Origin of the sequence: Streptomyces sp. NBC_01314 (genome assembly GCF_041435215.1) — a bacterium.
GTDB lineage: Bacteria > Actinomycetota > Actinomycetes > Streptomycetales > Streptomycetaceae > Streptomyces.
Window position 1 is genome coordinate 7,619,851 of the sequence record NZ_CP108394.1, and the last position, 12,418, is coordinate 7,632,268.

Annotated in this window: 12 protein-coding genes; 5 read left to right on the forward strand and 7 right to left on the reverse strand. The window is 71.4% G+C overall.

All coding sequences use genetic code 11. The annotated features are described in order from the left end of the window. Positions 1 to 120: 120 nt before the first annotated feature. The 6 genes from nirD to OG622_RS33635 all read right to left on the reverse strand — a co-directional run bounded on the left by nirD (position 121) and on the right by OG622_RS33635 (position 6,737). Entirely contained in the window at positions 121 to 471 is a 351-nt protein-coding gene (gene nirD, locus OG622_RS33610) for a nitrite reductase small subunit NirD (RefSeq protein WP_371580382.1), read from the reverse strand. Further along, positions 468 to 3,071 carry a nitrite reductase large subunit NirB gene (gene nirB / locus OG622_RS33615; protein WP_371580383.1) on the reverse strand — a complete coding sequence of 868 codons (2,604 nt, stop codon included), beginning with the start codon at positions 3,069 to 3,071 and terminating at the stop codon, positions 468 to 470. Before nirB ends, nirD begins: the two co-directional genes overlap by 4 nt. Then, positions 3,072 to 4,298, reverse strand: a complete 1,227-nt coding sequence (locus OG622_RS33620; protein WP_371580384.1) for an NAD(P)/FAD-dependent oxidoreductase — start codon at positions 4,296 to 4,298, stop codon at positions 3,072 to 3,074. Between the two features lie 467 nt (positions 4,299 to 4,765). After that, positions 4,766 to 5,443, reverse strand: coding sequence for a class F sortase (locus OG622_RS33625; RefSeq protein WP_371580385.1), 678 nt, complete (start codon positions 5,441 to 5,443; stop codon positions 4,766 to 4,768). A 182-nt stretch (positions 5,444 to 5,625) separates the two neighbouring features. Then, a complete protein-coding gene (locus OG622_RS33630) occupies positions 5,626 to 6,156 on the reverse strand; it encodes a hypothetical protein (RefSeq protein ID WP_371580386.1) in 531 nt (176 codons plus the stop codon). A gap of 374 nt (positions 6,157 to 6,530) precedes the next feature. Further along, positions 6,531 to 6,737: a hypothetical protein gene (locus OG622_RS33635; RefSeq protein WP_371580387.1), complete on the reverse strand. Its 207-nt coding sequence runs from the start codon at positions 6,735 to 6,737 to the stop codon at positions 6,531 to 6,533. On the opposite strand from OG622_RS33635, the gene OG622_RS33640 reads away from it, so the two are divergent. Further along, on the forward strand, positions 6,724 to 7,281 hold the full coding sequence (locus tag OG622_RS33640) for an NADPH-dependent FMN reductase (RefSeq protein ID WP_371580388.1): 558 nt from the start codon (positions 6,724 to 6,726) through the stop codon (positions 7,279 to 7,281). The genes OG622_RS33635 and OG622_RS33640 overlap by 14 nt on opposite strands. Before the next feature lie 25 nt (positions 7,282 to 7,306). On the opposite strand, the gene OG622_RS33645 is transcribed toward OG622_RS33640, so the two are convergent. After that, on the reverse strand, positions 7,307 to 9,079 hold the full coding sequence (locus tag OG622_RS33645) for a sigma-70 family RNA polymerase sigma factor (protein ID WP_371580389.1): 1,773 nt from the start codon (positions 9,077 to 9,079) through the stop codon (positions 7,307 to 7,309). Between the two features lie 240 nt (positions 9,080 to 9,319). On the opposite strand from OG622_RS33645, the gene OG622_RS33650 reads away from it, so the two are divergent. The 4 genes from OG622_RS33650 to OG622_RS33665 all read left to right on the forward strand — a co-directional run bounded on the left by OG622_RS33650 (position 9,320) and on the right by OG622_RS33665 (position 12,341). Continuing rightward, complete coding sequence (locus OG622_RS33650) at positions 9,320 to 9,760, forward strand: SsgA family sporulation/cell division regulator (protein ID WP_371580390.1); 441 nt, start codon at positions 9,320 to 9,322, stop codon at positions 9,758 to 9,760. 24 nt (positions 9,761 to 9,784) lie between these two features. Continuing rightward, positions 9,785 to 11,008 (forward strand): permease, encoded by a 1,224-nt coding sequence (locus tag OG622_RS33655; RefSeq protein WP_371580391.1) that lies wholly within the window; start codon positions 9,785 to 9,787, stop codon positions 11,006 to 11,008. Further along, the gene (locus OG622_RS33660; protein ID WP_371580392.1) at positions 11,005 to 11,859 is read left to right on the forward strand and encodes a TIGR03943 family protein; all 855 of its coding nucleotides are present in this window, start codon (positions 11,005 to 11,007) and stop codon (positions 11,857 to 11,859) included. The genes OG622_RS33655 and OG622_RS33660 overlap by 4 nt, the downstream gene beginning before the upstream one ends. An 83-nt stretch (positions 11,860 to 11,942) precedes the next feature. Continuing rightward, positions 11,943 to 12,341 (forward strand): hypothetical protein, encoded by a 399-nt coding sequence (locus tag OG622_RS33665; RefSeq protein ID WP_371580393.1) that lies wholly within the window; start codon positions 11,943 to 11,945, stop codon positions 12,339 to 12,341. Positions 12,342 to 12,418: the final 77 nt, after the last annotated feature.

Below are 12,418 nucleotides of genomic sequence, written 5' to 3' on the forward strand. Positions count from 1 at the left end.
CACGGACTGCGGGTGGGAGCCAAGGACTGCGGGTGGGAGCCAAGGACTGCAGGTGTGACGCGCGAACCGTAACTTCGTACGGTTCACGCGTCACACCGGAGTGAAGGGTCAGGCCGACGGCTACGCGGCGCGCACCTCGTACGCCGTGATCCGTACCGCCTCGTCGTCCAGGCACTGCCCGCTCGCCAGGTCGAAGCGCTGCTTCAGGAGCGGGGAGGCCACGAACGGGCGGCCCTGGTGGGAGCCGGTGAGGCCGCGGGAGAGGACGGCGGCGCCGCCGAAGGGGTCGCGGTTGTCGATGGCGTACAGCCGGCCCGCGCGGTCGAGGAAGAGCGCGGCCTGGTTGCCGTCGGGGAGCAGGGCGGCCACGCCGCGGCCCGGGGTCAGCAGGGTCAGGTCGCAGACCGTGAACCAGCCGTCCGCCAGCCGCAGCTGGACCTTCACATCGGTTTTCTCGGGAGCGAGGGTCATCGCTGGGCGCTTCCTTCCAGGACATCGGCGGGCCGCAGGCCGATGGACAGCAGCGGCAGGTCGGGCTTGATCTGGTCGCGCTCGGGGACGAAGCCGACGACCGGGTCCGGAGTGTCCGGGGCGTTGACGAAGGACACGAACCGGGCGAGCTTCTCGGGGTCGTTGATGGTGGAGGCCCACTCGTCGGCGTAGTGGGAGACGTGGTCCGTCATCAGGGACTCCAGCTCCTCGCAGATGCCGAGGGAGTCCTCCACGACCACGTCACGGACGTGGTCCAGGCCGCCGGGGATCCGCTCCAGCCACGTCGAGGTGCGCTCCAGGCGGTCCGCGGTGCGGATGTAGAACATCAGGAACCGGTCGATCAGCTTGATCAGCTCGGCGTCGCCGAGGTCCTGGGCCAGGAGGTCCGCGTGGCGGGGGGTGGCGCCGCCGTTACCGCCGACGTACAGGTTCCAGCCGTTGGAGGTGGCGATGATGCCGAAGTCCTTCGACTGGGCCTCGGCGCACTCGCGGGCGCATCCGGAGACCGCCGACTTGAGCTTGTGGGGCGACCTGAGCCCCCGGTAGCGCAGCTCCAGGTCGATCGCCATGCGGACCGAGTCCTGGACGCCGTAGCGGCACCAGGTCTGCCCGACGCAGGACTTCACGGTCCGCAGCGACTTGCCGTAGGCGTGGCCGGACTCGAAGCCGGCATCCACCAACCGGGACCAGATGATGGGGAGTTGCTCGACCCGCGCACCGAACATGTCGATCCGCTGGCCACCGGTGATCTTCGTGTAGAGACCGAAGTCGCGGGCGATCTCGCCGATCACGATCAGGCCCTCGGGGGTGATCTCACCGCCGGGGATGCGCGGGACGACGGAGTACGAGCCGTTCTTCTGGAGGTTGGCCAGGAAGTGGTCGTTGCTGTCCTGCAGGGCCGCCTGCTCGCCCTCCAGGACGTAACCGCTGGCGCCGATGGTCGGGGCGAGGGAGGCGATGATCGAGCCGACCGCCGGCTTGCAGACCTCGCAGCCGTCGCCGCCCTTGGCCTCGTCACGGCCGTAACGGTCCAGCAGGGCCTGGTACTTGTTGATGCGCAGGGCGAAGACGATCTCGTACAGCTCCTCGCGGGTCTGCGAGAAGCAGCCGCACAGGCCCTTGTCGACCTCGACGCCGGACGCCTCCAGCTCGGCCGTGACCAGCTGACCGAGGACCTTGACGCAACTGCCGCAGGTCGTACCGGCCTTGGTGCACTTCTTCACCTCGGGCACGGTGGTGCAGTTGTGCTCGGTGACCGCACCGCGGATCGTGCCCTTGCGGATGTTGTTGCAGGAGCAGATGATCGCGTCGTCGGGCAGCGCGGTCGGGCCGAGCTGGACGGACTCCCCGGCGCCGGCGGGCAGCACCAGCGACTCGGGCGAGACCGGCGGGACGGACCCGGTGAAGGCCTTCAGCGTGCCGTACGCATCCGCGTCGCCGACCAGGATGCCGCCGAGCAGTTCGCCGCCGCGGCCGATGACCAGCTTCTTGTAGACGCCCGAGCGGGAGTCGGAGTACACGACGTCCAGGCAGTCGGCGGTCGCGCCGTGCGCGTCACCGAAGGAGGCCACGTCGACGCCGAGGAGCTTCAGCTTGGTGGACAGGTCGGCGCCGGTGAAGGCGGCCTCGTCGGCGGCGATGGTCGCGGCGGCCGTCTCGGCCTGCTCGTAGCCGGGGGCCACCAGGCCGTACACCCGGCCGTCGGAGGCCAGCGCGCACTCACCGATCGCGTACACGTGCGGGTCGTTGACCGTACGGCACTGGTCGTCGACGCTGATGCCGCCGCGCTCGCCGACCGTCAGACCGCAGTCGCGGGCGAGCTGGTCGCGCGGGCGGACACCGGCGGAGAACACCACCAGGTCGGTGCTGAGTTCGGAGCCGTCGGAGAGCTTCATGCCGGTGACCGCGCCGTCCTCGCCGACGACGATCTCCTGCGTGCCCACACCGGTGTGGACCGACAGGCCCATCTCCTCGATGGTCCGCAGGAGCGCGGCGCCACCGCCGTCGTCCACCTGGACGGGCATCAGACGGGGCGCGAACTCCACGATGTGGGAGGTGAGTCCGAGGCCCTTCAGCGCACCGGCCGCCTCAAGCCCGAGCAGACCGCCGCCGACCACGGCACCGATCTCGGCCGTCTTCGCGTACTCCTCGATCGCGAGCAGGTCCTCGATCGTGCGGTAGACGAAGCAGCCCTTGGCGTCCTTGTTCGGGACCGGCGGTACGAAGGGGAACGAGCCGGTGGCGAGGACGAGGATGTCGTACTCGAAGACCTGCCCGGAGCGGGCCGTGACCTTCTTGGCCTCGCGGTCGATCGTCTCGGCCGGGTCGCCGACGAGCAGCTCGATACCGTGCGTCTCGATGAACTCCATGTCGGTCATCGACAGGTCTTCGGGCGTCTTGCCCGCGAAGTACGAGGTGAGCGCCACCCGGTCGTAGGCCGGGCGCGGCTCCTCACACAGCACGACCACGCGGTGCGTGGCGGTCAGGCCGCGCTCGGCGAGCGCCTCGAGGAAGCGCTGGCCGACCATGCCGTGGCCGACGAGCACGATCGTGGGGGTGGGCCCCAGGGTGGCGGACATTCAGGAGCCTCCATCGTTGGTGAGCAGGTGGAGCAGAGGAGCGCCGTTCGCGGGGAGCGGCTCCGCTCCCTCCCAGGCGCGGGCGAGCGCGCCCACGGTGCCGAGTTCGCCGACGAGGACCCCGCCGACCAGACGGTCGTCGCGGACCACGACCTTGCGGTAGGTGCCGCGGGTGGCGTCGGTGAGCTGGATGACGTCGTCACCGGGCAGCGGCTCGGGCTCGCCGAACGCGGCGAGATCGAGGAAGTCCGCTCCGGCGAGCGTCAGTCGGGTCAGGGCGCGGGTCCCGGTGTAACGGGCGGCCGGGGAATCAGCGTCACCCGCCAGCAACTCGGCCAGCACATCGGCCTGTTCGAGCGCCGGGGTGGCGAGCCCGTACACCGTGCCCTCGAACTGGGCGCAGTCACCGATCGCGTGGATGCGCGGGTCGGAGGTGCGCAGTTCCTCGTCGACGATGACGCCCTTGTGCACGGCGAGTCCCGCGTCCTGGGCGAGACCCACACGGGGGTGGACCCCGCAGGCGATGACGACCAGGTCCGCGTCGAGCGCGTACCCGTCGGCCATCGACACGGACCGCACGGTCCCGCCGAGGCTGCGCACGGCACGTACGCGTGTCTCGGTGTGCACCTCGACGCCGAGGTCGGTGAGGTGTCGGCGGACCAACTTCGATGCGGACGGATCGAGTTGACGCTCCATCAGCCGCTCGCCCTGCTGGGCGAGGACGACCTGTGCGCCGCGCAGGGCGAGCGCGCGGGAGGCGGAGACCCCGAGGAGCCCGCCGCCGATGACGACGGCCCGCGCGCCCGGCCGTACGGCCTTGGAAAGCCCCAGGCAGTCGTCCATGGTCCGGAAGGCGTGCACCCCGTCGGGGAACTCGTGCCGCTCCGGGTCCCAGAGGCCGCGCAGCGGCGGCAGCACCGGGTTCGAGCCGGTCGCCAGGACCAGCCTGTCGTACGCGATCTCCGTACCGTCCGCGAGATGTACGGCTCGCATCTCGCGGTCGATACGGACCACCCGGCCGTGCGTCAGCTCGGCGGGGGCGGGCAACGCGATGACCTCGGGCGCGTACCGCCCGGCCAGGACCTCGGCGAGCAGCACCCGGTTGTAGGGTGTGTGCTCCTCCTCGCCGACCAGCGTGGCGGGCATGCCGAGCTCTCCGAGCCGCCGGGCGAGACGTACACCCGCGAGGCCGGAGCCGATCACCACCACACGTTCATTCGAGGTCATGCCCCTGAGCGTGCGGTGCCGGTGTTACCCGACCGCATCGCATCTGTTTCCCACGAGGAACGCTGCCCTCCCCGTGGCCCCGAGCGGAGTGTGAGGGGTTTCCTGGAGGCCGGGGCGGGGTGTGAGGACACCCGGAATCCCCGCACTGACCTGGCGATACGGCGGTCATGCGGGTGTATACGGGAAGGCCGGGGCCGGGTGGGGGGAGGACAGGGCGCGCCGGGTATTGGTGCCGTAGGTCACGTCGCGGGGCCGCGGATCGCGTCGCGGGGGGCGGGAGGGGCGGGGCGGCGGCGAAACATCACGGGGGCGGGCTGTCGGGGGAGGGGAGCCGACCCGCAGAAGATCCTCAGGTCGATGGACGGTACCTCTGCCTCTGCCTCTGCCCCTGCCCCTCTCCGTCACCGCCACTGATGGGCGGCGGGTTCGGCCGGGCGTTCTGCCGGCAGTGTCCGGGCTGTCGGTGATCAGCCGACGCGACTGCCCGTGAGGTGGGCGAATACGACCACGTTCCCCTGATAGCCGGTCGACTTCGCCCACCCTCCGCCGCAGGTGATGACCCGCAACTCCGGCCCCGGCGCCGCCCCGTACACCTTCTCGTCAGGGAAGTTCCGCGCGGCGTACACCTCCACCGCGTCCACCGTGAACACCGCGATCCCGCCGTCCCGCCGGTCCATCTCTATGGTGGCGCCCCGCTTCAGCGCGCCGAGGCGGTAGAAGACGGCGGCACCGTCGGCGTTGTCCACATGCCCGGCGACGATCGAGGTGCCCCGCTCACCCGGGGTGGTGCCGGCCTCGTACCAGCCCGCGAGATCCTCCTTCTCCGCCGGCGGGACGTCGAGGCTGCCGGTGGGCGTGAGGCCGAGCCCCATGAGCGGCGCGTCCACGCGGATGGAGGGGATACGGATGCGGTCGGGCGGGGAGGGCGGCAGCGCGACGGCCGTCGGCTCGTCCCTCTCCGACGTGCCCGACGACCCGGACGGGCTCGACGCGCTCGACGTGCCGGACGTACCACTGAGGTGGGCCTGCGCGGCCGACGGCTGCGGCGGCGCGTGTGACGCGGTGCCGCTGCGCAGCAACCACACGCCGGAACAGAGGGCGACCACGGTGACCCCGGCTATGACGGAGCTGGCGAGCCGACGCACAGAAACCTCCTCGCGGACGGACGTCCACCCCCATGCACGTTCACCCCTCCCCTGCCCCTTCCCCTCCCTCTGTTCCTCCCCTTGTTTTCCTCCCCGTGTTCCTCCCCTCCGGGCCGAGGGGCGTCGGGCCCGGAGGGGAGGGGGGACGGCGGTACCGGCGGACGGACGGCGGAGGGTGTCCGTCAGATCCCGTCGCCTCTCGCCCGGCGATGCAGGAGCCAGGTACCGCCCGCGGCGGCGACGGCCAGAGCCGCCACGCCGGCCGCGGTCTGCACGGGGTCGGGACCGAGTGCGCCACCGACCCCCGTCTTCACACTTCCTCTCGGATACGTCGGCTGCGCGGTGCGCGTGCCGGTGAGCGAGACCACGAGGTCGCCGATGACCTGACGGCCACTGTCGGCGCAGGTCGCGACGATCTCGTACGTCCCCGGCTGTGCGCTCGACGGCACCTCGAACCGCCCGTCGAGCTGCCGCTGCCCGGAGCCGGGAGCCAGCGAGAAGGAGCCGGCGCCGATCGCGCCGGCGTCCCCCGTCGCCGTACCGTCCGCGCCGCAGGCCGCCGTACGGACGGTGACCTCGTCGCCGGGGACGACACCGGCGGGGGACAGTTCGAGTCGCCCGGTGTTCTCACCGCCGTACGCGGGTGCGGCGGCGAGGGCCGCGAAGGCGACGGCAAGCGCGGTTGCGGTCAGCGGCCGGGCGGTATGTCGCATCGCTAGCTCCTCCGAGAGTCCTCCGTTCCTTTCCGAGGTAAGTGGCACACCGGCCCGAGCGCTTCCTGATGGAGCGTCAGAAATGTGGTGAATGGATGTCAGGGAGGTGGGGGTGGAGGGGGAGTGGGAGGTGTTTGGGCAGGTCATCGGGGTGGGGCGGGTGCGGTGGAGAAGAGAACGCGACGGAGGGGCGCCGGGGGTGTGAACGGGTGACTGGGGGTGGTGACGCGTGGGCGCAGACTCCGCGCAGACTCCGCAACGGTGGCTTCCGGAGCGGCGGTCCGGAGCGGTGGTCCGGGCCGACACCGGTGACGGCTTGACCTCAAGTCAAGTCGAGGTACGAGGGTGGTCGCCATGAAGACCGCTACGGATACTCACGCCGACACGGCAACCGCCTCCGCCACTGACACGGCACCTGCCTCCGCCTCCGCCACTGACACGGCGCCCTCTTCCGTCGCTGACACAGCGACCGCCCCTGCCACTGACGCTGCCACCACTCCCGCCTCGGCCGCCGTCTCCGCCTCTTCCTCCTCGGCTCCCGTCTCCTCCTCCGCCACCCCGGTCCGGGTGACGCTGGTCATCGGCAGCAATCGCACCGGCCGCTTCGGCTCGGTGATCGCCGAGTGGTTGCTGAGCCGGGTGCGGGAGCACGACGGCTTCGAGGTCGACGTGGTGGACGTCGCCGAGGCAGACCTGCCGACGAGCTTCGCGACATCACCCGAGGCCACGGCACGGCTGGCCGAGATCACGCCGAAGCTGGCGGCGGCAGAGGCGTTCATCGTCCTGACCCCCGAGTACAACCACTCGTACCCGGCGGCCCTCAAGAACCTCATCGACTGGCACTTCCACGAATGGTGCGCCAAGCCCGTCGCCCTCGTCTCCTACGGCGGTATGTCGGGTGGGCTCCGTGCGGCCGAACACCTCCGGCAGGTCTTCGCCGAACTCCACGCGACCACCGTCCGCGACACGGTCTCCTTCCACAACGCCCACGCCGCCTTCGACGAGACCGGCCACATCAAGGACCCGTCCGCGCCGAACTCCGCGGCCCGGGTGATGCTGGACCAGCTGTCGTGGTGGGGCCACGCCTTGCGCGAGGCGAAGGAGAAGCGGCCGTACGGGGAGTGAGGCGTGTGGGTGGGGGCGGACGACTTCAGCAACCGCCCCCAGGCCCCACAGGCTCCGGCTCCGGAACCTCGGGCAACGGCTCCACGGGGGGAGCGGGGGCCTCAGGTTCCGGCTCAACGACGTCCGGCGGAGCGGGGGTCTCAGGTTCCGGCACAACCACCTCCGGCGGAACAGGCACCTCCTCCACGGGTCCCTCCATAGGCGGCGCCTCCGCCACGGGCTCCTCTACGGGAGGCTCCTCCAGGGGAGCCTCCTCTACGGGGGCCTCCTCCGCAGGGCTCTCCTCCCCGGGCGTCGGCTCGGTGGAGCCGGGAGCCTCAGGCGCCGGTTCCTCGGTGTGTGGCTCCTCGCCCCCAGGTGTGTCGGACCCAGGCGCCTCGGACCCGGGCTCATCCACCACCGGGTAACCGGTGCCGGGCTCTTCCGCACCGGGGTCTTCCGCACCAGGTTCTTCAGCGCCCGGCTCCTCCGCTCCCGGCTCCTCCGCTCCCGGCGTCCGTGGAATCCCCGCATCCGGCGGTTCAGGCGCAGTCCCCTCCGGTTCGCTCCCCGCCTCGCCGGTGCTGCCGCCCTCACCCCCACCCTCGTCCTCGCCCGCCGGAACCCGAACCGTCGGCTCCTTCACAGCATCGCCGGCATCCCCCGCCCGCACCACGACGCTGTCGCGGTCACCGAGGCCCGTCGCCGCCGCACCCGGGTCGCCCGCTCCCAACGCACCCACCGGGTGCGAATTCACGGCTTCCGTGACCGCGTCCCGGCGCTCGACGACCTCGGGGGAGCGGGCCTCGGGCCGGTGGGGCGCCGGGGCCTGGGCGACCGGTACCCGCCGGGGCGGGACCGCGTCCGAGTCGAGGGGCGCGAAGATGATGCCGGCCACGACGGCGGCAGCCGCCGCGGCCGTCCCGACCGCGGCGACCTTCGTCCCGCCCGCTCCGCCCGTCGCGGCCTGCCGTACGGCGTGCAGCAGTTGGCCGCCCCCGTGCCCGCCCGCCCCGCCGAGCGCGGCGGCCGTACCGGCGGAGCCCGCCGTGAGGGAGAGCAGCAACTTGCCCCCGCCACCGCCCACGACGAACACCAGGAGCGCCGGACCGACGAGTGCGGGAAGCCGGTCGTTGGTGCGCATCAGGACCGCGAGCCGTGCCCGGCAGTCGTCGCACGCGTCCACATGGCCGAGCAACTGCTCGGACTGCCGCGAGGTCGCCGTACCGCGCACATACGCCGGCATGCGCCCCCATCGCACCTGGCACGCCGGATCGATCGGCGCCCCGGGCTGCTCGCGCAGGAAGGCCTGGCGCATCCCCTCACGCGCCCGGTGCAGCAGTACCGCCGTCGCGCCCTGCTTGGCGCCGATGCGCTGCCCGACCGTCTCCAGCGGCTGGCCCTCGGCCTCGGCCAGCCACAGCGCCCGTACCCACCGCTCGGGCAGCTGGCCCAGGACCCGCACCAACAGGTCGACGGAGGAGACCTGTTCGGCCGGGTCGGCGGCGTCGGCCACCTGGGCGTTGGTCTCGGCCCGCTCGGGTGCCGTCGGATCCAGCGGCGTCTCCCGCGTGGCGGTGCCGACCGCCGCCGCGAGGTGCCGCACCGTCGTCGTCAGGTACGCCGGCACGTTGTCGATCTCGTGCCCTGCGGAAAGCCGCCGCCACACGCGGAAGTGCGCCTCGGCGACGAGGTCCTCGGCGGTCCAGGAGTTCCTGGTGAGGGAGCGCGCGTACGCGACGAGGCGCGGGTGCTGTTCCTCGAAGATCCGGGTGTACGTGGCGGTCGCGGTCGCGGACGTGGACAGGCTGTCGGTCATGGCGGGAACGCTCTCCAGTCGCCTGCTGATGGGACCTGCCGATTTTGTATGTCGCGATGACAAAAATCTCAAGTAATCACGCATAGTGACATTCATCACAGTGGGTTACTTCGGAAACGGCGTAATACAGGGGGTCCTGGCGCGATCGAAGCGGTGTGTCGGCACAAGCCGTCAGGGCTCGAAAGCCCGAGGGTCCCGAGGGGCCCGAAGTACCTGCAACGCCCGAACTGGAGACCGCTCATGCACCCCGCGCGCCCCACCATGCCCACGCCCCCCGCTCTCGAACAGAGTGCCCGCGCCCGCCTGATCACACCCGACTACGAGGAGGTCCCGGTACGCACCACCCTGCGCTACACCCCAGACGACCCCTTCGCCGTCCACATCGACTTCCCGGCCGGCGCCTCCGCCGACGACGCGAACGTGACGTGGGTGTTCGCCCGCTCCCTGCTGGCAGAGGGGCTGGCCACCCCGGCCGGGATGGGCGACGTGCATCTGTGGCCCTGCGACCCGGCCCACACGGTCGTGGAACTCCGCTCACCGCACGGCATGGCCATGATCCGCTTCGACACGCCCACGCTCCGCCGCTTCCTGCGCCGCTCGTACGCCGTCGTCGCGCTCGGCGGCGAGGACCTGGAACCGGCACTCGACGACGGCCTCGCGTCCCTACTGGGCGGGGTCTGAGACGCCCCGCCCGGAGCGCCCGCTATGTTCGACCCGAGCGTCCGGATATTCGGAGTGGGCATGCAGAAGACAGATGAACCGGCCGAAGAGGCGGTGACGGCCGAGCCGGAGGGGGCGGCGGCCGAGCCGGAGATACCCGTGGTCGTCCACGAGGCGGCTCGCGACGACACCAAGACCGGCACCGGCCATGGCACCGACACCAAGACCGGCACCGGCCATGGCACCGACACCAAGACCGGCACCGGCCATGGCACCGACACCGACCCTGCCACCGACGCCACCCTTGACCACAGCTGGCCCCGTCACTGGCCCTTGCTGCTCATGGGCGCGGCCGTGATCCCCGGCTTCGTGCTGTTCGTCATGGGGCGGTGGATGGAGGATCCGGCCGTGCAGGCGTGGCGGACCGTCTGTCTCTCCATCACCGTGCAGGCGCTGCCGTTCCTGCTGCTCGGTACGGCCCTGTCGGGTGCCATCAACGCGTTCGTACCGGCGCGGGTGTTCACCCGGGTGCTGCCCAAAAGGCCGGCGCTCGCGGTCCCGGTCGCCGGTGCCGCCGGGGTGATCCTGCCCGGCTGCGAGTGCGCGTCCGTGCCGGTCGCGCACAGTCTGATCCGGCGAGGGGTCGACCCGGCCGCCGCCTTCGCGTTCCTGCTGTCGGCGCCCGCCATCAACCCGATCGTCCTGACCGCCACGGCCATCGCCTTCCCCGGCAGCCCCGAAATGGTGCTGGCCCGGCTGCTCGCCTCCCTCGTCACCGCCGCCGGGATGGGCTGGCTGTGGCTCTGGCTGGGGCGCGCGGAGTGGCTCAAGCCGATCGCGCGGCACGCGGGACACCGTTCCGGGCAGAGCCGCTTGAACGAGTTCCGGACCGGCTTCCAGCACGACTTCCTGCACGCGGGCGGCTTCCTCGTCGTCGGTGCGATGGCCGCGGCCACCTTCAACGTGCTCGTCCCGCGCACCGTGCTCGACACCTTCGCCGACTCGCCCTGGCTGTCGGTGCTGTTCCTCGCCGCGCTCGCCATCCTCCTCTCGGTGTGCTCCGAGGCCGACGCCTTCGTCGCCGCGTCCCTCACCGGCTTCTCACCCACCGCGCGGTTGACGTTCATGGTGGTCGGGCCCATGGTCGACCTGAAGCTGATCGCCCTGCAGACGGGTACCTTCGGCCGGGCCTTCGCGGTCCGCTTCTCCGCCGCGACGGTCGTCGTCGCGATCCTGTGCAGCGTCCTGATCGGAGCCGTCCTGCTGTGAAACGACCCCTGCAGGCGCTCCTTCTCCTCCTCAGCGGCCTGGGCCTTCTCCACGCCACCCTCCTCACCGACCACTACCTCAGATACGTCAAGGAGGGCATGCACCCCCTCCTCATCGCCTCGGGCGCGCTGCTGCTCGTGCTCGGCGCGGCGGAGGCATGGTCACTGTGGAGACGGGACGGGGCCGCCGAGCGGGAGAGCCACGACGGCGACCACGACCATGACGGCGACCACGACGGCGACCAAGACCACGACGGCGACCAAGACCACGACCACGACCACGGCCATGACCACTCCACCCTGCCCCGAGTCGCCTGGCTTCTGCTCCTCCCCGCCCTGAGCCTGCTCTTCTACGCCCCGCCGGCCATCGGCGCGTACACCGCCTCCCGCGAGGCCCCCAAGGCGGTCACGATCACCGAACAGGACGACTTCGACCCCCTGCCGAAGACCTCACCCCTGCCGATGACCCTCACGGACTTCACCCGCCGCGTGCAGCAGGACCGCGACCGGGCCATCGACGGCCGAACCGTCCAGCTGACCGGCTTCGTCACCCCCGACAAGGGGACTGCCGGCAAGGAGGGCGACGAAGCAGGCGGTGGCGGGAACGCCGACTGGTATCTCACCCGCGTGATCTTCAGTTGCTGTGCCGCCGACGCCCAGTTCGTGAAGGTACGCGTCCATGACACCCCGGCCCCGCCCGCCGACACCTGGGTCACCCTCACCGGCACCTGGCACCATGCCGGCACCCTCGGCACGAGCTCCGCCGGGGCGGCTCTCGACGCCCGGACCATCAAGAAGATCACCCGCCCGACCAACGGCTACACGGACGGCCTCCCGCTCACCCCCTCCTGACCCACGGGAACACCGACACGATGCCATTCAGACCCGTTCCCCCCGACTGCGGCGAGAACGAAACGATCACGTACAGATCGGGGATGCTCCAGTCCGTCCTGCCCGTCGTGCTGGGGTTCCTCGGTGGCACGGCACTGGTGTACGCCGGCCTCGCCCTGGCCTCCGACCCGATGGGGGGCGACAGGCTGAGGCAGTGCGTCTCGGGCGCGTTGACGGCCACCGTGGTCGTCGCGGTCCTGCGCCGCAACGACGAGGTGACCCTGGCCGAGGACGCCCTCGTGGTGCGCGGCACCCGGCGCCGGCGGATCCCCTGGACCGGCATCCAGCGCCTGGAGGTCCGCCGCATCCTCGGCGTACGTCAGATCACCGTCCACACCACGGACGGCCGCCGCGCCACGCTGCGCACCCCGATGTCCTTCCTGGACAAGGAGTTCGACCTGAAGGTCGAGATCCTCACGCGGTGGTGGCAGGAGCGGCGTTGAAGCGCACCCCCGTCGCATGCCGTCGCACCCTCTTCGCACTCCGACGCACCCCCTTCGCGTGCCTTCGCTCCCCCTCC

Coding starts and splice junctions, on each gene's coding strand:
- nirD (WP_371580382.1), bottom strand. CDS start 471: ATGACCCTCGCTCCCGAGAAAACCGATGTGAAGGTCCAGCTGCGGCTG.
- nirB (WP_371580383.1), bottom strand. CDS start 3,071: ATGTCCGCCACCCTGGGGCCCACCCCCACGATCGTGCTCGTCGGCCAC.
- OG622_RS33620 (WP_371580384.1), bottom strand. CDS start 4,298: ATGACCTCGAATGAACGTGTGGTGGTGATCGGCTCCGGCCTCGCGGGT.
- OG622_RS33630 (WP_371580386.1), bottom strand. CDS start 6,156: ATGCGACATACCGCCCGGCCGCTGACCGCAACCGCGCTTGCCGTCGCC.
- OG622_RS33635 (WP_371580387.1), bottom strand. CDS start 6,737: ATGACCAGCGTCACCCGGACCGGGGTGGCGGAGGAGGAGACGGGAGCC.
- OG622_RS33645 (WP_371580389.1), bottom strand. CDS start 9,079: ATGACCGACAGCCTGTCCACGTCCGCGACCGCGACCGCCACGTACACC.
- OG622_RS33650 (WP_371580390.1), top strand. CDS start 9,320: ATGCACCCCGCGCGCCCCACCATGCCCACGCCCCCCGCTCTCGAACAG.
- OG622_RS33655 (WP_371580391.1), top strand. CDS start 9,785: ATGTTCGACCCGAGCGTCCGGATATTCGGAGTGGGCATGCAGAAGACA.
- OG622_RS33665 (WP_371580393.1), top strand. CDS start 11,943: ATGCTCCAGTCCGTCCTGCCCGTCGTGCTGGGGTTCCTCGGTGGCACG.